A 22,778-nucleotide genomic window follows, 5' to 3' on the forward strand; every position below is an offset into this window, starting at 1 on the left:
ATAGCGGAATATAATGGTTATCAAATTATAGAAATAATATACAAATCCTGACTTTATATCATGAGATGGCAACTAATATGGAGAGACTCAATGAGTTGCCCCGGCTAAAAAATCCTTAATTTCGATTAATGAGTTTAGTTGGTAGAACTTTTGCAGTTGCTGCTCATCCAGTTCCTTTTTGAAGTAATAGCGAACCAGAGACTTGCTTTGCAGTGCCGCTTTATGCTCGTTTTCAAGGCATGACAATCCTTCAAGGTGGAGCATAAACAGTTTTAATTTCTCGTCAAAAGCGACATCATTTGTTTCCAGATTCAATAAATCTCGATATAGCCAGGGTTTGCCTGTACCTGCTCGAGAAATCATAAAACCATCGCACGCGCTGATTTCCAGGGCATTTCTTAAATTGAATATATTGTTAATATCACCATTTACAATAACTGGTATATTGACAGCATTTTTGATATTTGCAATTTGGTGCCAATTGCATGGAATATCATAATCTTCTGTCCATCGCCTGCCATGTACTATCAGGGCATGAGCTCCGGCGTCCTCTATTTGTTTGGCTAAGGTTAAATCCTTTTCATTGTTTTGAATGCGTATTTTAATAGTCAGCGGAATGCTGATCGCTGTGCGTACCCTAGAGATAATCGCAATCAATTTTTGTGGATCTTCCAATAAAGCGCTACCAGCCCCTTTTTTACGAATTTTGCTTTTAGGGCAGCCGCAATTAATATCAATTAGATCTGCACCCAGTGATTGCAGTTTAGCTGCTGCTTCTGCAAGGACATGTGGCTCATTTCCGGAGATTTGGTAAGCCATGAGTTTTTCTGTGGGAGCTCTGTAAATATACCGGGATTGAGAGGAGTGTTTATGAAGAATGTCGATGGCAGAACACATTTCAGAAACGCAATAAGCAGGCGGTGTATAAATATTGAATAGATCTCTGAAAGGGGCGCAACTGTATCCTGCCAAAGGTCCTTGAATCAGTCGATGAGGAAGTTTTAAAGAGCCAATTTGCAGAGGACTGTTAATAAAAGTGTGCATCAATGGAATTAAAGGATATAATCGCTTTTTATTTTAACATGATTCATCATGAAGAACCAGAAAAAAGGGAGAGGCTTCCATATGGACAGGAGGTATTTGTCACCTTTGGAGCTGCTAGGTATTGCTACGCAACACGCCTATACAGCAGATTATATGTTGCAGCAAATTGCCAATGGAATGTATCGAGGTGGGGAAACCATCGCAGTTTTTTCTCCAATCACTTCACTCATGTACGTTGCTTTTCAGCTAACCTTCAAAGCTTATTGTTTGCATGATCACAGACCAATAAAGGAATATAAAAATCTGATGGAACTGGTTGAGTTGAATAGTCATCTTGGTTTATCCAGCAATGATATTTTTCTTTTAAAAACTTTATCAAGACAGCAAGTGTTTAATAAAGGAGTAGATTACGACCTTTGGGAAAATCAGCAACAATTGCATGTTTTTTGTGAGGAAATTATTTCATTGTATGAGAGAGTGCAGTCGATGATGCCTCTGGAGTTGCAAAGTGACTATCAGGAGTGACCGGCTGAATTAGCGCCCTGTTAAGTGTCTTTGCTTAAGTTTTCTTATGTTGTGCATGGTCCAGGATGCATTAATCAGATATCAAAATGATTTATTTTTATCCAAAATAGACTCATTCTACTTGGCATCCCAATGGATTCAAGTTAGGATATTATTTTTTTAAAAGGGTAATTGTAATGGAGCAACTAGACGATAAAGTCGCAGATAATGTGCAACAAAAAATACTACAGTTAAGTCGTCATCTTAATTCGCGTATTTTGGGTCAAAAGGATTTGATCTCTCGTCTGTTGATCGCTTTGCTTGCAGATGGCCACTTGTTGGTTGAAGGAGCTCCGGGTTTAGCAAAAACCAGAGCCGTTAAAGAATTGTCAGACGTAGTTGAAGGTGATTTTCATCGGATTCAATTCACCCCCGATCTGCTACCTGGGGACTTAACCGGTACGGACGTCTACCATCCGCAAAATGGTTCTTTTGTCTTTCAGCCCGGCCCTATATTTCATCATCTTATCCTAGCTGATGAGATCAATCGCGCCCCTGCCAAAGTACAGTCAGCCCTGCTTGAAGCGATGGCGGAAAGGCAAGTCACTATTGGAGGAAAAACTTATCCTCTGCCGGAATTGTTTCTGGTCATGGCAACTCAAAATCCTATAGAACAAGAAGGAACTTATCCTTTGCCAGAAGCCCAATTGGACAGATTTTTAATGTATGTGAAAATTAGTTACCCTGATGCAAAAGTAGAACATGACATTTTAACTTTGGCACGTAAAGAAGCACTGGGTAATGCAACAGAAAATCAAATCAAAGTGACAAAATTGTCCCAAAAAACTTTATTTGAAGCTCGAAAACAAGTATTGAAGGTACATACTAGTGAAGCACTTGAAAATTATCTGGTTCAGTTGGTAGTTGCTACCCGTAATCCTGGTGTATACAGTGACGAATTGGGACGCTGGTTGCGTTTTGGAGCAAGCCCACGCGCTACTATCGCACTGGACCGTTGTTCCAAGGCTCATGCCTGGCTTGCAGGTAGAGATTATGTGACTCCCGATGATATACACGTTATCGCTCATGATGTACTGCGCCACAGGATTTTGTTAAGTTTTGAAGCAGAAGCAGAAGGCATTAGCAGCGATGACTTTATAGATTCTTTATTACGTTTAGTCGCCATCCCTTAGAGGTTTTTTATGACTGACGGAGTTGTAGCTGAATTAAGCGAATTAATCGATTTAAGACGGTATGTTCATTCCGTTCATTATAAGCCGCAAGGAAGAGCGTTGCGTTCTGGAAACCATATTTCCAAATTTCGTGGACGGGGAATGGATTTTGCGGAAGTAAGGAATTATCAGGCTGGTGATGAAATTCGTCATATGGAATGGCGCGTTACCGCCCGTACTGGAAGACCTCATGTCAAAATTTATCAGGAGGAGCGGGAAAGGCCAGTGGTTCTGCTTGTAGATTTTAACCCTTCCATGATTTTCGGTACCAGGATAGCATTTAAGTCAGTGGTAGCTGCACGATTGGCTTCTCTTTTTGCATGGACAGTGATAAAACAAGGAGATCGTGTAGGAGGATTCTTTTTTTCAGCTACGGAACACAGTGAGTTTATTCCGCGAGGACGAGATTCGGGCGTACTCCCTTTATTGGCTTCTTTAAGTCGATATACCACTCAAACAGAAGCTCAGCGAGAAGAAAAGCCACGTCTGTTAAGTGATGCCTTAATGAGGCTGCGTCGGGTCATTCGGCCTGGAAGTATACTGGTTTTGATAAGCGATTTTTATTCTATGGATGCTGAGTGTGAGAAGCATTTAAATCGTTTACGAGGCCATAATGACATACTGGCCTATCATGTTTGTGACAGAATTGAACTGGCTCCTCCAAAGCCGCAACAATATGCCATTAGCGATGGTAAAAAGGAAATCATATTAGACACTGGTCTGGAAACTGTTAGCACAGCTTATCAACTCTATTGCCAGCAGAGAATCGAGCGGTTAAATGATCAATTTAAGCGGTTGCAAATTCAGTATGTCCAGGTGACTGCTGATACCAATCTCACTCAATTGGTGCGCTTGACCTTTCCCCGGAGGTCTCGTGGCTAAAGCAGAACCATTAGCTCAATTACGAGACATTCATTTGCCTGAGCCTGTTGGCTGGTGGCCTCTTGCGCTAGGATGGTATGGCTTAATGGTTCTTATCCTTGTTTTAGTGGCAGGAATTGCCTATTTCATCTATAAAAGGCATGTTAATGCATTACCCAAGAAACAAGCCTTAGGTTTATTAAAAATCTACAAAGAACAGTATGAAAAAGATAAAAACACTCAATTGGCCAGTGCCCATATTTCTGAATTGCTAAAGCGAGTTGCCTTGGTTTATTATCCAAGAGCAGAAGTTGCCAGTATGCATGGTGAAGCTTGGTTTGAATTTTTAAATCAGACTGGCAAGGGGATTGATTTTACTCCGGTTAAATTGATGTTATTGGATTCACCCTATAAAACATCAGATGCACTGAATTTAAATCCTTTATTTACTCGTGCAGAAAAATGGATCAAGCAAAGGGGGGCGCCATGTTCGAATTAGCTACCCCATGGGCTTTGTTACTCATTCCTGTCCCTTTGTTTCTCTGGTATTTGTTACCGCGGGCAAAAGTAAAATTACCTGCTGCATTGAAGGTTCCTTTTTTTGAGGCAATGGCGGGTATTGTTGAACAAGAGAACCGGTTAATCTCGGCTAAAACGCTGCTATTAATTCCTGTTTTAGTTTGGGTATTGCTGGTTATCGCCCTTTCTGGTCCGCGATGGGTTGGTGAGCCAAAGCCTGTAGCAAGGGAAGGATATAATATCATGATGGTATTGGATCTTTCAGGCAGCATGGAAATTACGGATATGCTGCTGCATGGCCGACCAGTCAGTCGTTTGCTTGTCGTGAAAAGGGCCGCAGAGCAATTTGTTGAGGACAGAGTCGGAGATAGAATCGGTTTGATTCTGTTTGGTACTCGAGCTTATTTGCAAACACCATTAACCTATGACAGACATAGCGTACTAATGAGGATAGACGACGCAACAGCTGGTCTTGCAGGTAAAACTACTTCGATTGGTGATGCAGTAGGTTTAGCCGTCAAAAGGTTACAAGATGTTCCTTCCAAAGGAAGGGTTATTATTTTGCTGACGGATGGAGCAAACAACTCAGGTGTATTAGCCCCCTTAAAAGCAGCAGAGTTAGCCAAGCAAGATGGAATCAAAATCTATACTATAGGCTTAGGTTCGGAGGCCGATCCAAGAGCGTTAACTGGTGATTTTTTTGCCCCCACCCTTTCCGCCGAACTGGATGAAAAGACACTGGAAAAAATGGCAAAAATGACAGGTGGTCGTTATTTCAGGGCGACAGATCCTGAGTCCTTACAATCCATATACCAAACCATCAATCAACTGGAAACCGTGAAGCAAGAACAGGCATCTGTTCGGCCTCAAAAGGAATATTATCCCTGGTTCGTTGCCTGTGCTTTGTTATTATGTTTTTATTGGTTGATTAGCAAGGTGGATTTATTTGTGTACTTAAGGTCTTTTTTAAAAGTAGAGCGGAGCTTAAGTCATGATAGCTGAGTTTCATTTTTTAAGGCCATGGTGTTTGTTGATGATTGTGCCTTTGCTTGCGTTGGCGGTAATTTATTGGCGGCAAAAGCCAAAATTACATGCCTGGGAGGCGGTATGTGATCCCCATCTTCTGGAACATTTATTACACAGTAAAGGTCAGAGTAAACGTGTCTTATCTTTATCATTCCTGTTTTTTAGTATTTTATTTATGATTTTGAGTGTGTCTGGCCCAACTTGGTACAAATTGCCTCAATCTACTTATAAGCCAATTCAGCCAAGGGTTTTGTTATTGGATATGTCAGATAAAATGATGCTTGGGGATTTATCGCCAAATCGTCTTAGTCGGGCCAAATTCAAATTACATGATTTATTTACCCGCAAGGATATAGGGCAGTTTGGTTTGATTGTTTTCACAAGTGAGCCTTTTGTTGTATCTCCTTTAACAGAAGATGGTCAAACTATCTCTTCCTTATTGTCCACATTGACCCCTGATATCATGCCCATTGCAGGATATAATTTAGACAGTGCCTTGGATGAAGCAAGCCAATTAATTAAGCAAGCGGGTTATGATCATGGCGAAATTTTAGTTTTAACCGCCGAAACACCATCCTCTAGCGCCATTGAAAAAGCTAAAAAGCTGGCAGAATCAGGTATTTTTTCTTCAATTATGCCAATCAGAGCTGATGAAAATTTGAACCCCTTGTTTCAGCGCTTCGCCAATGCGGGAGATGGATACTTGTTGGTATACTCCCCAGATTCAAGTGATTTGGAAAAGTGGTTGAACGCCTCTCAAGGCAAAGAAAAATTTGCTCTTGAAAAAAATGACGATATACCATTATGGCGTGATGAAGGCCGTTGGTTCTTGATTCCCGCATTGCTTTTATTATTACCCGTATTTCAACGAGGTTGGATGCAAAGGGTGACAATATGATGTGGCGGGTTTTAACTATTGCGGCAGTTGCACTAATATCCAATCAGCTTAAGGCATTTAGTTGGTCTGATTTATGGTTTACTCCCAATCAACAAGCTCAACATTTGATGGAAAAGGGGCAATTTGCAAAAGCTAAAGATCTTTTTGAGCGCAATGACTGGGCTGCAAGCGCAGCATACAGAGCAGGAGATTATGAACAGGCAGCTAAATTATTTAACGAGTTAAAAACGGAACAAGGCTACTATAATCAGGGAAATGCTTTAGCACACTTGGGGAAATATGAGGAAGCAATACGAGCATATGACAAAGCCTTGGCATTTAATCCAAATAATCAGGATGCTTTATATAATCGAAAATTAATCAGTGAATTGTTGAAGAAAGATAAAGAAAAGAAAAAAAGCCAGAATCAGCAGGATAAGGATCAACAAAACAAAGATCAACAGAACCAGGATCAGCAAAATCAGGACAAGCAGAACAAAAATCAGCAGAACCAGGATCAACAAAATCAGGACAAGCAAAACAAAGATCAACAGAATCAGGATCAACAAAATCAGGACAAGCAGAACAAAAATAAGCAGAACCAGGATCAACAAAATCAGGACAAGCAGAACAAAAATCAGCAGAACCAGGATCAGCAAAATCAGGACAAGCAAAACAAAGATCAGCAGAACCGGGATCAGCAAAATAAGGCACAACAGAATAAAAATCAAAATAAAAAAAATGACAAGCAAGAGGGAGAAATTCAGTCCGAATCGAATCAGGAGAAACAACTTGCTAAAGAACAATGGTTGCGATTAATACCTGATGATCCGGGTGGATTAATGAGAGAAAAATTTTTACGTGATCATTTACGTAGAGAGCGTGGGTGGTATCAATGAAGAAATTAATGTTATGGGTTTTATTGAGTTTATTTTCATCATTATCTTTTGCAGAAATCAAAATCGAACTTGAGCCTTCGCAAGTCACAATGGGAGAAACCTTTAAATTATCCATTACTCAAGAAGATCAACAGGGGGGCGGAGTTCCCGATCTGACTGAATTGCAAAAGGATTTTGTGATTTTGGGTACAGAAAGGCATGTAAACTATTCCATTATTAATGGGCAGGCGCAATCACAAAGTCAATGGATTGTACTCTTGAGAGCGCTAAAGCCAGGTATTTTTACTATTCCTCCAATAAAAGTAGGTCTTGAACAAAGTCTGCCAATCACTATCAATGTCCAGGGTAGTGCCAATCCGCAAGCTTTGCCAGATGAGGCTATTCAAAAGCAGGACGTTTTCCTGACAGCTGAAGTGAATGAGAAAAACCCCTATGTTAACCAACAAATTATTTATACGGTTAAATTATACAATAGCAAACGATTGTTAGATGCCGATTATCAAGGTCCAAAAGTGGATGATGCCTTGCTGATTCCGTTAGGGGATGCGAAACGTTACCATGCTGTTCATAACAACATTAATTATGTTGTTGAAGAGCAAACTTATGCGATATATCCGCAAAAAAGTGGTACTTTGAAAATCATATCACCGATTTTTAATGCTCTTGTATATGACTATAACCCCCAACGCACCAAAGCGACGGATAAAGCGATTAACTTAACTATCAAACCAATCCCTAAAAAGTATCAAGGCAAATTATGGTTGCCAGCAAAACAAGTCAAGTTATCCGAGCAATATGAAAACAGTAATCAGACCCTCAGTCAGGGAAGTACGTTAACACGTACAGTGACATTGGAAGGAATAGGCATTCCAGCTCAGTTATTGCCAACACTTACCTTTCAAGAAACAGATTTCTTTAGCGTTTATCCAGAGAAAGGGGCGGAACGCAATCAGGTGAAACAAGGTGAGCTAATTGGTAGTGTTGAAATCAAGGTCACTTATTTATTCAATAAAGCAGGTAAAACGACAATACCCGAATTGCGTCTTCCTTGGTTTAATACTGAAACAGGTAAAGAAGAAATCGCCGTTTTGCCTCCAAGGAGCATAGATATCATCCCTTCTACTGCGGTCAAGGCAAATACTGCAAACACCCTAGTCACAGGTAAAGAAATGTCTGCCAGCAGTCAATCAGCTCCAGATTCTGCATCAGTGGCCAATGAATCAGGAGGTTGGGCTGTGAAGCTGGCAATATTTTTTGGTTTGGCCTGGCTAATCACTTTAAGCTTATGGATATGGCAAAAGCGACCGAGAGAGTCATCCAGTAAAAAGGAGTATAAAAAAGCTTTGGATGCTTTAAATAAAGCTTGTAATCAATGTAATCCCCAAAAAGCTCGTGATGCTGTTTTAAAATGGGCCTCTTTGCAATGGCCTGATGCTCCGATGCTTAATTTAACTGACTTGGCGCAATTGGTAAGAGACGCGCATTTAAGGAAACAATTACATCTGCTTTCGCAAGTGTTGTATCGAAGTCAGGAAAAAACATTATGGCGAGGGGATGAGTTATTACGGGCTGTGCAAGCGGTAAAACGTAACGAATCTGTGAAAAAGCGAAAAAACAGTAAATTACCTCCTATTCATCCATTTTAGAAATTAAATCTATTTAAGCGATGGTTTTTGCCAGTTATTCCTTTACTGTCAATACGGACAACTTATTTATCCTCTTTTTTCTGTAATCACGAGACTACTGCCAGATTCTATGTTGCCATAATTTTGTTAAGCTCGCTCAGGCGACTATGATAACAACAGCTATAATGTTATAGATAACCTCGTAAAGAGTAATGTTCTCTCTTTATAAAGCTCTCTGGCTATTGTAGGAATTGAGTATGCATGTTAATGAGTATATCCACTATGATGTGCAGGAGCTCGCTAAACTGATCAAAAACCATCAGGTTGGTGCTGAGGAAGTTTTGCAGTGTGCGCAAGAACGCCTATATCAAGTGAATCCTTCATTAAATGCCGTAGTTACAGATTGTTTTGAATATGCGCATCAATGCCTTGCGAAAATGAAAGGTAACGAGCCCTATTATGGTGTTCCGTTATTAGTCAAGGATCTGGGCCATGCCATAGAGGGCATTCGACTAACGGAAGGGTCAAGGTTTTTTTCAAATAATCTGGCTGAGACAAACAGTGATTTGATTAATAAATTGATTGCTCTTGGTTTTGTACCATTTGCAAAAACAAATACTTCAGAATTAGGCCTTTCCTGCGTTACTGACTCTAATTTATTTGGGCCTTGCAGAAATCCTTTTGATACTATGAGAACGGCAGGCGGATCTTCTGGTGGTTCTGCTGCTGCCATAATGGCAGGGATAGCGCCAGTGGCTACGGCAAGCGATGGAGGCGGGTCGATTCGTATTCCAGCCGCTTGTTGTGGTTTGTTTGGATTCAAACCGACACCAGGTCTGGTTCCCTCAGGGCCATGGGTTGATGAAGCATGGTCTGGGATGGCTACCAGTTTTATACTCACTCGTTCCATGAGTGATGCTATTGCATTGTTTAAAAATGTAATAAACCCCATGCGACTTAACAGACTATCGAGAAAGAAAAAAAAATTACTTATTACCGAGTTGACAGGCGCTTTTGCCGAGGTACCAATTGCAAGGGAATGCCAGGAGGCGGTAGAGAAAATAAAAGAAATCCTGAAAAATTCGGGTCACAGATTAAATGAAGTGCACTTGCCATTGGATCTGCAAGTTATCAGCTCATGCGCTCATACTTTAATTGCAGCGAGCACGTATGCGAAAGTAAAAACTCAAGAGCAAATCATTGGCAGAAAACCAATGATTCATGAATTGGAGCCCATAACATGGGAATTTTATTACAGAGGGAAAATGATCTCCGCTTATGAATTCATTATTGCCAAAAACAAACTATACCAATTACTCAGACCTCTGCATCAATTATTGGAAAAAACAGACATTGTATTAACTCCTGCATTGGCTCAATTACCCCTGTTAATCGGTCATTTGCGAACTGATGAGGAATTCAATAAGTATCTACAAAAAAAGAAAGAGTTCTCACCTTTTACTTCCCTGTTTAATCAAGGCGGATTACCCGCTATGACTGCACCAGTTATGTTCCACCATCATTTGCCTGTCTCTGTGCAAATGGGTTCAGCAAAAGGCAATGATTTGCTCTTATTGGAGTTGGCTCATGAATTACAGTCTGTGCTGCCAAAAAATATCACGCCTGCATCAATTCCTTGATGCTGATTTTTTGTAAGTTTTCATTTATCGATCCTTGTGTTAAGTTAACTGTAGCTTTTCATAAAATTAAGAATAAGTGATTGTTTTTTATAGCTATAGTCACTTGAATTATTAAATAATCAATTCTCTACGTACCGCTGATTAACGCGGTTTTTAAAAATCAAGTCACTATATATTTTTTCAACTTCAGGGTATTTTGCGTAGGCAGTAAATAGTTCCAGTTTGCGTAGTTGTATTTAATAAAGGTAAGTTGTAAATGGATTTCACCAAAGAGGATTTCAATGAAGACGTTACCATCCAAAGTCATTTTTATAGGGGCAGGCCCGAGCGGCTTATTCGCTGCACGCCAATTAAAGGAAATGGCAAAATTACAAAATAAGACAGTAGAATGTATATTCCTTGAACGTGAACCCGTAGTGGGTGGCAAATGCCACACCTACTCTGATGCAGTTCATCCTGAGTTAAAAACGGAGTGGGGAGCCGCATTGGTTGCTCCCAACTACGGTGTTGTTCTTGATGCATTAGCTGAGCATGGCATTGAATTTGAAAAAGTAATGCCAACAGCTTTTGAAACGATAGAAATCAAGCAATTATTTGAAAAAGCCAGTTCCTTAGAAAAAATAAGCATAGAAATGAAGTTGCTTAGAGAATTATGGGTTTTTAATAGTGATTATGATGTTTATAAAAAGGCAAAACAAAATAAAAAAGCACTTCCAGATAAATTGTTAAACCCTTTTTCTGAATATTGTAAGCTGAACAACATGTCTTATTTACCTGTATTTTTAAAGCCATTTGTGCCTGGATTTGGCTACGGGGATTTAAACTTTTGCCCAGCTTATTGTGTTCTTGAGTATATGGGTAAAGTCACCATGCCGGACATCCTGTTAGCGGAACAATTAATCGGCAGGCCCTCATTATTAGCAATACATGGTGGTTTTCAGCTTTTAATGGAGAGAATCGCAGAACAATTTGATGTGCGTACCAGTGCTTCTGTTTCCAGGATTGAGAGAGAAAAAAATAAGGTGACTGTGACTTATGTGCATAATGGTATCGAGCAAACAGAAACAGCCGATACTTTGGTTTTAGCGACTTCACCAAGAAACTGGAAATCCATGGGTTTAGACTTAACTGAAGTTGAAAACAAATGTATAGAGAGTTTGGATTATTATCGCTATCCGGTCGCTGTTTATAAAATCAAAGGATTGCCAGCACAACAGTATTTTTTCACAAAAGCACTTGAGGAAACAGGCTTTGGACATTTGGCACTTATTACAACCAGGGATAACAGGAGTAATCCGGAAGATGGACGTTTATGCACAGTTTATGTGAATTTATCTCCCAATAATAATGAGTTTAAATTTGATCATGAAGCGCTTAGAAAAGAGTTGGAGTCTATCCCGGATGTAACTGAAGTTACGGTTGTAAAGGATAAAATCTGGGAAGATTATATGTCGACTCTTCCCTGGAATTTGCGATTGCAATTGGATAAAGAACAACAGTGCACTAATACTATGTATTTGGGCTCTTATGCTCTGGGAAGTTTTGAAGACGTAGCCTGTGTGGCAAATAAGGCAACCGATGCCATGACCGAATGGTATGCTCCCACTATGAGGTATGAAGAGGATTTCAGCTGGAAAAATATGAATAGGGCCTGGCAGTTTTTTACATCGCCAACGAAATCGCCGCTCGCTTCGTTAGGTGAGTCCAGGATGTCGGATGAACACAGTAACAGGCCATAGACGGTAAGATAAAAGTGGTACATTTATCGAAGATATTGTACATAATGCTCGCTATTTGTAGAATAGTGTATTATAATATAATCACTTGTTCTACGAGCATTATTGGTTAAAATCTTGTTTTTCGACAAACTCCTTCCTTATATTTCCCTTGGTCGTGAATTTCTCTCGATGATTACATTGTATTTTTTCTCTTATCGCTCAGTACAAGTGTTTGTTTAATTTTATTTGGAACTTTGAAATGTCTGTGAAAGAAACTGGCCACGTTAAGTGGTTTAATGATGATAAAGGTTATGGCTTCATTAGTCGTGATAATGGTCAAGACGATGTATTTGTACACTTCCGCTCTATCGTTAGCAGCGCTGGGCGCAAAACTTTGGTAGAGGGGCAACGAGTGGAATTTCTTGTTACTAAGGGAGCGAAAGGTTTGCAAGCAGAAGAAGTAACTGCTATATAATCCCGTATTCACTGAATTACCTTCCTCTTTGTCTCAAAAGAACGAATAGGGAGGTGGTTTTTTAATGCCAATAAATCGCATTAATTTTTTCAATTATTTTTCACTTTCTCTTAAGAATTTGTACTGAAACCTGTTTGGTATAAAAACTGGCAGTAAGATAACGATATTCCACTTTATTTTCTTTTACCCATTCTTGAAACGCTTTAAATTCATCCTGGCGCCAATTGATATTACCAATGTACTCATCGAATACTATGATAGTACCAGGCGCAATCTGGGAGTTTAATTCGCTGAACACCAATTTAGTGGAAGAATAGAGATCACAATCGATATTCATAAAAGCTATGGGTTCCCTGTTATTTTTTTTAAAATCGGGCAAAGTTTCATTAAACCATCCAGCGATTAAAGTCACATTGTTTGCTACGGAGGGAATTTTACCGTAGGTGGAATAGGAGCCAGCCTTTTCGTGGTGCCAATCTTCAGGTAACCCTTGAAAACTGTCAAAACCGAAAATTTTGCGTTTGGGAAAGAGTTTGGCAATATGGGAAATGGAATAGCCAAATCGTACTCCAAATTCCAGTATTAAGCCTTCAGAAAGAACCTGTGGCGCTAATAAATCAAATGTTTGATAAGTTGTTCCACTATGTCGCAAATGTTTGTCAGCGTGTTTATGAAGATAATCAGCTGCATCAATGAGATCAAAGCGTTTGAATGCGCGATACGTTTCTATCGGTGTCTTGTTTAAACCATCGAGTATGTCTATTGCAATTCGCTGGCAGCAAAAATAATCATTATTGGGTATGCGTTGAATTGCTCTGTCTAAAAGAGATTTTACTGCTTTTTTATCATTTAAAGCCAGATATACCGCATGCAGTAAAATGGTGATGTGTCCATCCTTATCCGTTTTTTCAAGTGGTTCAAGTAAGAAGCGTGCTTCCTCTACTTTATTAAGATCAAGCAAAATAATGGCTCTTGCCCAACTTGTTTTGGGGATATTGAATTGGTTTACATAAGGGAATAAGGCATACGCTTCTTGTATCCTTCCTTGTTGCCTTAGAGCATAGAGGTAATATGCGAGGCTTTCACCGTCCAATTCTTCTATTTTAAATGTCTCAAAAAGTTTGCAGGCTGACAAAGAATAATTAGCATGCGCCAGAGTTTTTGCTGTCATTAATCCTATGTCAGTTTTGAACTCGCTGAATAAATAAGATTGCCAGTACATGGCTGCTGCTTGTATCGTTTTGCCCATGCGAAGTAAAACGGTTCCTTTTTGATAATAGGCTCCGGAAAATTGTGGGTTTATCGCTAATGCTTCATCATACAATGTTAAGGCAAGAGGCAAATCTCCCTTCTCTAAAGCCTGGTCTCCCTCGGATTTAATCACTACAGGATCTTGTTGAGTCATTTATTTTCTCCAGTACCTACTTCTATATCATAGTATTCTTTTATTAGTAATGTAGTTGTATTGAAAAAAACCTTATTAATCAATTTCATGAAAAAATAATTGCTGGCATTCATATCCGACTAGGGTATAATGGGCTTACCAAAGACAAGCCAGGATGTCTTAATGATAAAACCAATCACCTTGCTTTTGCTTTTTTGTTCTTTCTCTGTTAATGCCTCAATTCTCGTCAATGGTACTTTCGAAGCAACAAAATCATGCCCTGCTTACCTTTCCAAGAATCGTAAATCAAATCCTGAGAATTTAATGGTTGAGCCCAACCAGAAATATCAATTAAAAGAAATTAATAAAACCAAACCGGATTGGTTGCGTATACAATTTTCAGATCATCAACCTAATCTGCGCTGGGTGAGTGTTGATTGTGGGGTCATTGAATACACTGAGCGTCCCAAAGCGAGCTGTGATCTTTCTCCCGGGATGGCTGATTCTTATGTGTTGGCTTTAAGTTCACAGCCAGGTTTTTGTGAAACTTATGGATATGAAATAGGCAAGCCAGAGTGTTTGAAATTAACAAAGACAGCTTATCAGGCCAATCATCTAATCCTGCATGGATTATGGCCTAATCAAGAAGCATGCGGCCATAATTATGGCTATTGTGGAATAAGCCCTCGAACAAACCATTGTGATTATTCTCCATTGGATTTATCTTCTGATGTTGCTCAAAATTTAAAGCAACTTATGCCGAGTTACAATTATGGCAGTTGTCTGGAGCGCCATGAATGGAACAAACATGGGAGCTGTCAGGATTTAAGCACAGATGGTTATTTTAGTTTGGCCATGCGCTTAACTACAGAAGTTAATAATACAGAGTTCGGTCAATATCTTACCGCTCATCGTGGTGATACTGTAAAATTGACTACTTTGCGTGAATTGATTCAAAGATCTTTCGGGGAAAACAATACAGGTAAAGTGACTTTAAGTTGCAAGAATGGGATCTTGGTGGATATTTATGTCCAATTACCTGCCCTCATACCTTTTAAAGAGTCTCTAGAGTCTTTGGTTGATAAAGCCAGCCACTCACAACACCATGATTATTGTAATAACAATGTCACCATTTCTGATTTTAGTAATGAAAAATGATGATAGGAATTCAAGTGCAGGAGATGGCTCGTTCACAAAACTTTTTTTAAAATAATATGGCATTGCTTCCTTATAGGAGACTGCCTTGCACATTGTCAAAACTTCCTCTAATGTAGAGAGATTATTGATATAGGAATACAGATTATGTTAAAGCGGTGCTACTTATTGATTTTACTTATGTTTGTATTGGCAAGCTGCGCCCACCATAAAACGCAAACACCTCCAGCGGAAGTTAAAAAACAAGGTACCAGCACTACACGGCAGTTTCGCCAAGTGTCATCGTTCAATCAAATCGTAGTTCAGGGACGACTGAATGTTAATTTGCATACCGGGTATAATAAGCCAGAGGTTATGTTACGTGGTGATCCCAGAGATTTGGTTCAAGTAAGAACGATAGTAAAACAAAATACACTCTATGTGTCTTTGGGCCAGGGATATCCGGATTATGGTACTGTGACTGTAGATATTAAAACCAAATTCCTCAACCGGTTTCGCTATGAGGGTGCTGGGGTTGTTACAGGGAATAATTTACGGACCAGCTATTTGGATTTGTATTTGGCGAACGAAGGCACCACCAGACTGGCAGGAAACATTGGGTTGCAAAAACTGGAAGCAGTCGGTAGTGGTGTGACACAAATCAATGGTGTATCCAGCAGGAATTTGCAAATCGTATTGAAAGGAGATCCCAAAGTACTGATATCTGGTTTTGTCAATCTAAGACAGCTTGATATGTATGGAAAAGGCACGTTAAGTTTGTATTGGATAAAAAGCGATACTTTAACCATTAGAGCAAAAAAGGCGGCTAAAATTCAATTGGCTGGAATTGTGAATCGACTGGATGTAGAATTGTGGGATTTTGCTCAATTTAAGGGGAAATATTTACGAGCTCAACGTAGTTTTGTGAAAACCCATGATAAATCCGTAGCAGAAATTTCAGCTGTGAATCATCAAAGCAGCCTTGCTACTGATGCCAGTGATATTTACTATTATAACTTATCAAAAACCAGGGCTGATTTCATGGCATTTAATGGCTCCGTCTTGGATATGCGCGAATGGAGTCAATCTGATTTAAAAGATTTTGATAGATACAATAAGCAGTTTCCCTAGCATTGTAACTGTTCATGGGGTATGTAATTAAGGAATATTAGGTCCTCTGTCTTTCCCGCGAAGGCGCTGAGGAATCCTGTCATTTAATGTAAACGTTCACGCTCCATGTAAAGGGGCGTTTAATTATATTTGAATAGAAGTCCACTTTAGAAGGGCTTCCATGATAAATGTTAAGATATTATTTTTTTGTTGTTTGCAAGTAGCAATAACAGAAAAGATACGTTCAATAAAACGACTGCCTCGCTCAGATTGAGTTCCAAAAGTAAGTTTTTTAGAAATAACCAGAGGTCTGAGTTGACGCTCAGCGTGGTTATTTGTTGGAGGAACATTAGGTAGTTCAAAGAAGCTCCATAAGCTAGCAACAGACTCCCAAATATTAGTGCATGTTCTAGCAGTTGCTTTATGCGAACACCGAGCTCCTTCTCGTAAATGACGAAGTAATTTTGCTTTAAAATAACGAAACCTTTTTCTAGGTTTTTTAAACGAGAGCATGTTTGGGTCATACTCTGTTTTCCAGAACTTAAAAAGACGCTCATAAGCTTTAAGAAGCCTTTTTCCTATTTTTCCTGGCACTCCAGGGCGTTCGGATATTTTTTGAAAATCCCTTTTCAAATGAGCCCAACACACTTGACGATTCCTATCCGGCAAAAAATCATAAGCAGAATAACGATCTGTTACATAAATGTGGTTTCGAAAATCACCAATGAGTTCTTTAGCAATTTTCCTTCCTCGAGAACGCTCTAATTTGAAATAAGTCGCTTCCTGTGTGCTCATAATCCATGCCCAACCATTTTGGTAGCATTCTTTATGGCCTGTTTCATCTAAATGAATCACTGTTGCGTTTTGAACTTGGGCTTTAATTTCTTCATGAGCTTGCTCGAGTGATTGACTCACCGTGTGCTCAACATTCGATACACTTCCTAAGCAAATGGGCATTTGATAAACATCAGCAAACCAAGCATGAACCAAACGCTTACTCAGCCGGTATTTACTGGTCAATAAACTCACCATCGCTTGAGCTCTGGGACCAAATCCCTTACGACTCACGCCTTCAGGCAAATTGCCTTGATAGCGGCGTCGGCATGTTCTACAGCATCCAGTTTGAAGCTGGTATTCAATCACTTCATAACGGGGGGTAGGTAGTTCAAAAACTTGATGTCGTTCAAACTGACCTAAAACATCTAACTCTTTACCACAATCACAATGGCTTTGGGGTGGGCAAACAATCACTGAGTTGATTTTCTCTATAGGTACTAATGCACGTTGATGACCTTTATGTCCCGCTTGCCCTCCAGGTTTCCGACCACTCTTGGGCTTACTTTGCTTTTTCTTTTTAAGGTCTCGCGATGGTGGCAATGAGGAATTTTTCGAATTGGTATTCAACCGCTCTTTAAGGCAGGCATTTTCTTCTTTAAGCTCAACTATTATTTTTGCCAAATGGCCTATAGTCTCCAATGCTTCTTCCAAGCTCTTCGGAGTTAAATTGATTTGCGATAAATCAGCCATAAAATCAAAATGTTATATTTTGACTCCTTATAGCAATTTTCTAAACTAATAAAAACCCCTCCTCACAAAAATTATTAAAATTTATATGGTTATGTGACAAGGGGCGTGAACGTTTACCATTTAATTGAGCAGTTACTTTTTTAAAGTGTACATTAATAAAGATGGGAAAAGAAATTGAAGTGCATACAGATTCATGATCAAATTTGTTTACCAAGACAAAACTAATCGGAAGTTGTATGCACAAGAAAATATTTTGCCAGAATTTATTGGATAGCGCATTAAAGAATTCAATTCATGCTAAAAGAAAACAATGTTTGGTTCGCTTTTTAAGTGACTTAATGGACTACGATACCACATTATCCGTTACAGAGATTGGTAAAAAATTAACATCCAAAACGACAGTTAAAAGTAAAATATATGCGGCTCAAACATTCGTGAATAATTTCAAACTGGAAAGGAATATTGTTTGCATTTATAAGAGTCTGGCCCATTTTTTTTGGAGCCATGCAAAAGAGATTGTTATTTTAATTGATTGGACTGGAGGATGTAGCGAGGGCTATCATGTTCTGGAAGCTAGTATTGCAGCTCATGGTCGCTCAATACCAATCTATCACGAAGTTCATTCTGAGTCAGAGCAAGAAAATGCAGAGATTCATCGTCAATTTTTATTACGCTTGAAAGAGGTTATTCCTTCGAGTTTGTCCGTGACAATTATTACAGACGCGGGTTTTCATCGTGAGTGGTTTCAACAGGTGCTTGAGCTAGGCTGGGATGTTATTGGCCGCATCTATTCTTTGTATTGCTATCAGATTGAAGGAGAAACAAATTGGCACAAAGTGAAAGATATTCTTTTTGAAGGTATTGGAAAAGCTTCTGCATTAGGTAAGGTCAAGCTTGGAAAAACAAAAAAGGCGGTGGAAGGTTATCTTTATACCTATAAAGAAACACTCTCAGGCAAGGTACGAAAAAAGAAAAATAAATATCCTTCTCATGATAAAGCTCATTCCAATTATTATAAAAATGGGTGGGTTCTCTTTAGCTCATTAAATAAGCATGCTCGATTTCTCGTATCTTATTACAAAAAAAGAATGCAAATCGAACAAAATTTCAAAGACATAAAAAATGAACAACTGGGAATGGGATTACGACGAAATCAATCTTCAGGAAAAACCAGAGTTAATATGCTTTTTTTTCTTGCTGTTTTATTAATTATGATTGCCTGGTGGTTCGGTTTAATGATTGAATCCCTTAATAAACATCGCTCTTATCAAGCAAATACTATAAAAAACAAACGAGTTCGCTCTTTTATTCATCTTGCTAGAATGGCTTATCGACATGAGCCGGAATTACTGAATTGGGATTTATTTCAAAACATAATGAGTGATTTGAAACAGCAATATCACTCATTTATTGAATGTGGCGCTTTGAGCTGAGTAAAATAATGACAGGATCACTCAGCGCCTTCGCGGGAAAGACAACTCAAATAAATAGGCTTATAAACAGAAAAATTTGCATACCCCGTGTACGGTTACCTAACATTTATTCAGGATAAAAGAGCTAAATTCATAAGGGTAAACCCTTGGTGAATTTAGCTTGCTATAAATTACAGTTGAAACGGAATCCCTATGTTGACTTCAAATCCTTCGTCATCGAATGTAAATGGATAATTAGGAGTATCTTCTATCATCCGACTAAGGAAAGAGGGAGAGACATCCTCGTAGGACTCTTCATCACTATAATTTCCAATGAGTAATAATGATGCTAATCCTGTAACGAGAATAGCAATTTTTGATGCATTTAATTCATCATTTTTTAATGAGGCATTATAAAAAAACATGTTTAATTTCCAAGGAACAAAATGAGCCTTTAAAATACAATGAATTTTTTTCTTATTCAATATCTGAATGGTTAGAACAGCGCAAGTCCAATTGCCATGTTTTATGATTGATTACAAGTCAATTATGACAATATTTGATTTTCATTCACTTACTTTTATTAATACAATCAATAATTTCATTCAGATCATTGTCTAGTGGCAATACATGCGCGGAATTTTTTAACCAATGTATTTTTACATTAGGTAAATTACAAAATAATTGTTCTACTTGTTGAGAAGCAACCACTTGATCATGAATTCCAAGAAAAAGATCGGCTGGGCAAGCAGGAGGGAGCCATTCATATTGCTGAGCCAAGGTTAGCATTTCAATTATTGTAGAAATCGGTAGTTTTCTATAAGCGATTTCAGCATGCTCATCGGTGATAAGATTCCCTGCGGCGTTGCGAAGTTGTCGAAATCCCAGGCACTTAAGAATCTGGGCTAATTTCAGCATGGCATTGGTGCGCATGTGTAATTTTAATGCGGGGGCTAATAGAAACAGGTGATTGATAGCAAAGGATTGACTTAATTGACAGGCTAATAATCCTCCCAGGGATAACCCTAAAACATCAACTTTTTGATACTGATTTATTAAGAGTTCACAGGCGTTTTTTGCTGATTGAAGCCAATCAGCTGCTGTGGATTTTGAAAAGGCTTCTATACTTTCGGCGTGACCAGCCAATACAGGACAAAGGATGGCATCATAATTTTTTAAATTAGGAATCAGATATCGGTAAACTGCCGGTGAAGAAGAGAAACCATGCAATACCAGTAAAGCTCGATCTGTGCCTTTACCACGCTGATTGACTGGAGCAAGGAGATTTGCTTCCTCTGACTGCAGTTCACTGAGATGTTTTCCGCGGCGCATATACCGAAAATCATTGATTTTCATAGAGTATTCATTGTTCATTGTCATGCCATGTATGGTTGCTATAGTAATTGGTTTAATTTGGGGTGAATAGGCTTTCCAAAAAAGAAAGTGTATTATCAAATATAAAAATGTAAAAGTTATAATTGTACCAGTTTAATTTTAGTATAAGTACTGTACTATTTTTTCTTTGTCATATAAGACGCCTAAAGCGTAAATCCTTTTGCCTTATTTGGGGCAATGGTCTTTTTCAAAAAATATGTAAAGACACTGCTTGAATGGAAATTATCTAAAGATTCATTATTAATAATTACTGTTGGCATATAGAGTTACAGACATGATTTTAATTTAGTAAATTTTTTGTAAATTGTTGAGCCATATTGCCTTTAATTGAACCATTTATTTTACTATATTATATGCTAAATAAAAAATATATCCCTGAACAGTAAACTTGGAAAAGTAACCTCGGACAAAATCTTGATGAGGTACTATAATTTAGATATCAACAGATATGGTAAATTGACATGGCAGAAACTCCAAAACCCAAATCACAGGCACCAACACCGAAGCCGAAACCGAAACCAACGGATGAGCAGTCTGTTGAGCCAGGTCCTCAACAAAGTACACTTGGGAAAGTAGGTAGTGTAATCGGAGGACTTGCTAAAAAAGGGTTGGGTAAATTAGCCGACAATATCGGCAAGCAATTTGGCTCAAATGCTCCTCAACCCGGTGCTGAAAATAAGCCTGCGGAAGGACAAAAGAAGGATGATGACAAAAAAGATCCGCAAATGGAAATGATTGAAAGGTATATGAAGCTGGTCGAACAATGGCAAGGTCTTGTTAACAAGCCTTTTTACTGGGTGGGTGGAAAAATATCAGCTGGTGCCAGTTTTCTGGTTGATAAGGCAGTGGAAGGGATTAAAAATAAACTGGCAGGTTCAGAAGAACCCAAACCAAATCCCAACTCTTCCTCACAACAATCCAGTTCGAGCAGTACTACTCCTAACCCCACACCTACCACGACAAATACATCAGGGACGGATACTCCTACGTCAGGGACGGATACTCCCACGTCAGGGACGGATACTCCCACGTCAGGGACGGATACTCCCACGTCAGGGACGGATACTCCCACGTCAGGGACAGATACTCCCACGTCAGGGACAGATACTCCCACGTCAGGGACGGATACTCCTACGTCAGGGACGGATACTTCCACGTCAGGGACGGATACTCCCATGCAAATGAGCCCACCACCAGAATCGAATACAAGTACAAGTACGCTAGATCTTGGCGGCCAAACAAAGTATGACGAAACATCCAGCAGTTCTAACAGCGGGAGTGGTCAACCTTCTGGCTCAGGCTCATCCTCTGATGTCCCAACACCTAGCCAGTCTATGCCCGGATAGATGTGAAAACAGATTGTCCGGGTTGGTGAGTTATCCCTCCAACAACTTATGAGGCAAGCTTTCTATGCGTCCGGCCTGGGTGACAATCACATAATTCAATTTTCTTTGCAATTCGCTGATGGAGTCCGCGCCGGCATAGGTTAGACCTGAGCGCAATCCGCCTATGATATCAGCAATAATCCCATCAGGGTTTTCTTTAAATGGCACTTCAGTTGCAACGCCTTCTGCTGTTTTCCATTCATGCATTTGTCCAAGGAATGCTTCCTGGGCTTCTCGGGATGCCATGCCTCGATAGCGTTTGACTTTGCTTCCGTCATCTTTTTGAATGACCTCTCCTGGCGTGGGGGCAGAGCCGGCTAACATGCCGCCTATCATCACAAAATCAGCGCCAAAGGCCAATGCTTTGACGATATCACCCGATGTTTTGATGCCGCCATCAGCAACAATGGAACGATCAGCACGTGAACAATCCTGAATACAGGTTAACATGGGTACGCCAAAGCCGGTTTTAATTCGGGTACTGCATACTGAGCCTCCCCCAATACCCGCTTTAATAATATCAGCGCCACAAGACGCAAGATAATCTGCTCCGGCATAAGTGGCGACATTCCCAGCCATAATGCAGCGGCTTCCTAATAACTGACGTAAGCTTTTTAATGTTTTGCCGACGTATTTGGCGTGGGCATGTGCCACATCAACACAAAAAAAATCGGCTCCTGCATCCCGCAGTGCTTCCGCTCTTTGTAATTCATTTTCGGTGCACCCAACTGATACAAAGACAGGTCCTTTGCATTTCTTAAATTCCTGAATATTTTCTTCTATAGTCATAAATCGATGTAAAGCGCCCATGGCTCCTTTACTGTGCATAAAATTAGCCATATTACTTTCGGTAATCGTATCCATATTGGCGCTGATTACCGGAAGATTTAAAGTCAGTTTACCTAACCTGTCGGTACTGGTTGTTTCAACAACTCGCCTGGATTCATGATGGTTGTACGATGGGACGAGCAGAACATCATCAAAAGTGATCGCTTGATCAGTCATTATTAA

At 39.5% G+C, this 22,778-nt stretch carries 21 protein-coding genes; 15 read left to right on the forward strand and 6 right to left on the reverse strand.

The window, feature by feature from the left end:
* Positions 1 to 87 precede the first annotated feature (87 nt).
* On the reverse strand, positions 88 to 1,044 hold the full coding sequence (locus tag OQI99_RS12800) for a tRNA dihydrouridine synthase (protein WP_061513105.1): 957 nt from the start codon (positions 1,042 to 1,044) through the stop codon (positions 88 to 90).
* A gap of 81 nt (positions 1,045 to 1,125) precedes the next feature.
* On the opposite strand from OQI99_RS12800, the gene OQI99_RS12805 reads away from it, so the two are divergent.
* The 11 genes from OQI99_RS12805 (at position 1,126) to OQI99_RS12855 (ending at position 12,420) form a co-directional block, all read left to right on the forward strand.
* A complete protein-coding gene (locus tag OQI99_RS12805) occupies positions 1,126 to 1,569 on the forward strand; it encodes a hypothetical protein (protein WP_011216694.1) in 444 nt (147 codons plus the stop codon).
* Positions 1,570 to 1,745: 176 nt separating this feature from the next.
* Entirely contained in the window at positions 1,746 to 2,741 is a 996-nt protein-coding gene (locus tag OQI99_RS12810) for an AAA family ATPase (protein WP_010948545.1), read from the forward strand.
* A gap of 9 nt (positions 2,742 to 2,750) precedes the next feature.
* Positions 2,751 to 3,662 carry a DUF58 domain-containing protein gene (locus tag OQI99_RS12815; protein ID WP_061513106.1) on the forward strand — a complete coding sequence of 304 codons (912 nt, stop codon included), beginning with the start codon at positions 2,751 to 2,753 and terminating at the stop codon, positions 3,660 to 3,662.
* A complete protein-coding gene (locus OQI99_RS12820; RefSeq protein WP_061513107.1) occupies positions 3,655 to 4,140 on the forward strand; it encodes a DUF4381 domain-containing protein in 486 nt (161 codons plus the stop codon). Before OQI99_RS12815 ends, OQI99_RS12820 begins: the two co-directional genes overlap by 8 nt.
* Entirely contained in the window at positions 4,128 to 5,162 is a 1,035-nt protein-coding gene (locus OQI99_RS12825) for a vWA domain-containing protein (RefSeq protein WP_061513108.1), read from the forward strand. The genes OQI99_RS12820 and OQI99_RS12825 overlap by 13 nt, the downstream gene beginning before the upstream one ends.
* Complete coding sequence (locus OQI99_RS12830; protein ID WP_061513109.1) at positions 5,152 to 6,084, forward strand: VWA domain-containing protein; 933 nt, start codon at positions 5,152 to 5,154, stop codon at positions 6,082 to 6,084. Before OQI99_RS12825 ends, OQI99_RS12830 begins: the two co-directional genes overlap by 11 nt.
* Positions 6,081 to 6,962, forward strand: coding sequence for a tetratricopeptide repeat protein (locus tag OQI99_RS12835; RefSeq protein WP_061513110.1), 882 nt, complete (start codon positions 6,081 to 6,083; stop codon positions 6,960 to 6,962). Before OQI99_RS12830 ends, OQI99_RS12835 begins: the two co-directional genes overlap by 4 nt.
* Positions 6,959 to 8,608: a BatD family protein gene (locus OQI99_RS12840; RefSeq protein WP_061513111.1), complete on the forward strand. Its 1,650-nt coding sequence runs from the start codon at positions 6,959 to 6,961 to the stop codon at positions 8,606 to 8,608. Before OQI99_RS12835 ends, OQI99_RS12840 begins: the two co-directional genes overlap by 4 nt.
* 236 nt (positions 8,609 to 8,844) lie before the next feature.
* Positions 8,845 to 10,227 (forward strand): amidase, encoded by a 1,383-nt coding sequence (locus tag OQI99_RS12845; RefSeq protein ID WP_061513112.1) that lies wholly within the window; start codon positions 8,845 to 8,847, stop codon positions 10,225 to 10,227.
* 281 nt (positions 10,228 to 10,508) lie between these two features.
* Positions 10,509 to 11,966 (forward strand): FAD-dependent oxidoreductase, encoded by a 1,458-nt coding sequence (locus OQI99_RS12850; RefSeq protein ID WP_061513113.1) that lies wholly within the window; start codon positions 10,509 to 10,511, stop codon positions 11,964 to 11,966.
* A gap of 238 nt (positions 11,967 to 12,204) precedes the next feature.
* The gene (locus OQI99_RS12855; RefSeq protein WP_014844898.1) at positions 12,205 to 12,420 is read left to right on the forward strand and encodes a cold-shock protein; all 216 of its coding nucleotides are present in this window, start codon (positions 12,205 to 12,207) and stop codon (positions 12,418 to 12,420) included.
* A 100-nt stretch (positions 12,421 to 12,520) separates the two neighbouring features.
* Here OQI99_RS12855 and OQI99_RS12860 read toward each other — a convergent pair whose 3' ends face one another.
* Positions 12,521 to 13,825, reverse strand: coding sequence for a class I SAM-dependent methyltransferase (locus OQI99_RS12860; RefSeq protein WP_061513114.1), 1,305 nt, complete (start codon positions 13,823 to 13,825; stop codon positions 12,521 to 12,523).
* 162 nt (positions 13,826 to 13,987) lie between these two features.
* Here OQI99_RS12860 and OQI99_RS12865 point away from each other — a divergent pair, with 162 nt between their 5' ends.
* Both OQI99_RS12865 and OQI99_RS12870 read left to right on the forward strand, forming a co-directional pair.
* Positions 13,988 to 14,962: a ribonuclease T2 family protein gene (locus tag OQI99_RS12865; RefSeq protein WP_061513115.1), complete on the forward strand. Its 975-nt coding sequence runs from the start codon at positions 13,988 to 13,990 to the stop codon at positions 14,960 to 14,962.
* 144 nt (positions 14,963 to 15,106) lie between these two features.
* Positions 15,107 to 16,069 carry a GIN domain-containing protein gene (locus OQI99_RS12870; RefSeq protein WP_061513116.1) on the forward strand — a complete coding sequence of 321 codons (963 nt, stop codon included), beginning with the start codon at positions 15,107 to 15,109 and terminating at the stop codon, positions 16,067 to 16,069.
* A 123-nt stretch (positions 16,070 to 16,192) separates the two neighbouring features.
* Here OQI99_RS12870 and tnpC read toward each other — a convergent pair whose 3' ends face one another.
* Positions 16,193 to 17,575: an IS66 family transposase gene (gene tnpC / locus OQI99_RS12875; protein ID WP_265731468.1), complete on the reverse strand. Its 1,383-nt coding sequence runs from the start codon at positions 17,573 to 17,575 to the stop codon at positions 16,193 to 16,195.
* A 236-nt stretch (positions 17,576 to 17,811) separates the two neighbouring features.
* Here tnpC and OQI99_RS12880 point away from each other — a divergent pair, with 236 nt between their 5' ends.
* Positions 17,812 to 19,008, forward strand: coding sequence for an IS4-like element ISLpn1 family transposase (locus OQI99_RS12880; protein WP_265732118.1), 1,197 nt, complete (start codon positions 17,812 to 17,814; stop codon positions 19,006 to 19,008).
* Positions 19,009 to 19,178: 170 nt separating this feature from the next.
* On the opposite strand, the gene OQI99_RS12885 is transcribed toward OQI99_RS12880, so the two are convergent.
* Positions 19,179 to 19,412: a hypothetical protein gene (locus tag OQI99_RS12885; RefSeq protein ID WP_061513117.1), complete on the reverse strand. Its 234-nt coding sequence runs from the start codon at positions 19,410 to 19,412 to the stop codon at positions 19,179 to 19,181.
* 145 nt (positions 19,413 to 19,557) lie between these two features.
* The gene (locus OQI99_RS12890) at positions 19,558 to 20,343 is read right to left on the reverse strand and encodes an alpha/beta hydrolase (protein ID WP_265732370.1); all 786 of its coding nucleotides are present in this window, start codon (positions 20,341 to 20,343) and stop codon (positions 19,558 to 19,560) included.
* A gap of 500 nt (positions 20,344 to 20,843) precedes the next feature.
* Between OQI99_RS12890 and OQI99_RS12895 the strand changes: the two genes are divergently transcribed.
* Positions 20,844 to 21,728 (forward strand): hypothetical protein, encoded by an 885-nt coding sequence (locus OQI99_RS12895; protein ID WP_265732119.1) that lies wholly within the window; start codon positions 20,844 to 20,846, stop codon positions 21,726 to 21,728.
* Positions 21,729 to 21,758: 30 nt separating this feature from the next.
* Here the strand turns inward: OQI99_RS12895 and OQI99_RS12900 are convergent, their stop codons facing one another.
* Positions 21,759 to 22,772, reverse strand: a complete 1,014-nt coding sequence (locus tag OQI99_RS12900) for a guanosine monophosphate reductase (protein ID WP_011216677.1) — start codon at positions 22,770 to 22,772, stop codon at positions 21,759 to 21,761.
* Positions 22,773 to 22,778 lie beyond the last annotated feature (6 nt).

This window comes from Legionella sp. PATHC039 (assembly GCF_026191275.1).
GTDB classification, from domain to species: Bacteria; Pseudomonadota; Gammaproteobacteria; order Legionellales; family Legionellaceae; genus Legionella; species Legionella pneumophila.

Bases quoted from the DNA above. Each gene is read 5' to 3' on its own strand.
- OQI99_RS12800 (WP_061513105.1), bottom strand. From the start codon at position 1,044: ATGCACACTTTTATTAACAGTCCTCTGCAAATTGGCTCTTTAAAACTT.
- OQI99_RS12805 (WP_011216694.1), top strand. From the start codon at position 1,126: ATGGACAGGAGGTATTTGTCACCTTTGGAGCTGCTAGGTATTGCTACG.
- OQI99_RS12810 (WP_010948545.1), top strand. From the start codon at position 1,746: ATGGAGCAACTAGACGATAAAGTCGCAGATAATGTGCAACAAAAAATA.
- OQI99_RS12815 (WP_061513106.1), top strand. From the start codon at position 2,751: ATGACTGACGGAGTTGTAGCTGAATTAAGCGAATTAATCGATTTAAGA.
- OQI99_RS12825 (WP_061513108.1), top strand. From the start codon at position 4,128: ATGTTCGAATTAGCTACCCCATGGGCTTTGTTACTCATTCCTGTCCCT.
- OQI99_RS12830 (WP_061513109.1), top strand. From the start codon at position 5,152: ATGATAGCTGAGTTTCATTTTTTAAGGCCATGGTGTTTGTTGATGATT.
- OQI99_RS12835 (WP_061513110.1), top strand. From the start codon at position 6,081: ATGATGTGGCGGGTTTTAACTATTGCGGCAGTTGCACTAATATCCAAT.
- OQI99_RS12840 (WP_061513111.1), top strand. From the start codon at position 6,959: ATGAAGAAATTAATGTTATGGGTTTTATTGAGTTTATTTTCATCATTA.
- OQI99_RS12845 (WP_061513112.1), top strand. From the start codon at position 8,845: ATGCATGTTAATGAGTATATCCACTATGATGTGCAGGAGCTCGCTAAA.
- OQI99_RS12850 (WP_061513113.1), top strand. From the start codon at position 10,509: ATGAAGACGTTACCATCCAAAGTCATTTTTATAGGGGCAGGCCCGAGC.
- OQI99_RS12855 (WP_014844898.1), top strand. From the start codon at position 12,205: ATGTCTGTGAAAGAAACTGGCCACGTTAAGTGGTTTAATGATGATAAA.
- OQI99_RS12860 (WP_061513114.1), bottom strand. From the start codon at position 13,825: ATGACTCAACAAGATCCTGTAGTGATTAAATCCGAGGGAGACCAGGCT.
- OQI99_RS12865 (WP_061513115.1), top strand. From the start codon at position 13,988: ATGATAAAACCAATCACCTTGCTTTTGCTTTTTTGTTCTTTCTCTGTT.
- OQI99_RS12870 (WP_061513116.1), top strand. From the start codon at position 15,107: ATGTTAAAGCGGTGCTACTTATTGATTTTACTTATGTTTGTATTGGCA.
- tnpC (WP_265731468.1), bottom strand. From the start codon at position 17,575: ATGGCTGATTTATCGCAAATCAATTTAACTCCGAAGAGCTTGGAAGAA.
- OQI99_RS12880 (WP_265732118.1), top strand. From the start codon at position 17,812: ATGCACAAGAAAATATTTTGCCAGAATTTATTGGATAGCGCATTAAAG.
- OQI99_RS12885 (WP_061513117.1), bottom strand. From the start codon at position 19,412: ATGTTTTTTTATAATGCCTCATTAAAAAATGATGAATTAAATGCATCA.
- OQI99_RS12890 (WP_265732370.1), bottom strand. From the start codon at position 20,343: ATGAAAATCAATGATTTTCGGTATATGCGCCGCGGAAAACATCTCAGT.
- OQI99_RS12895 (WP_265732119.1), top strand. From the start codon at position 20,844: ATGGCAGAAACTCCAAAACCCAAATCACAGGCACCAACACCGAAGCCG.
- OQI99_RS12900 (WP_011216677.1), bottom strand. From the start codon at position 22,772: ATGACTGATCAAGCGATCACTTTTGATGATGTTCTGCTCGTCCCATCG.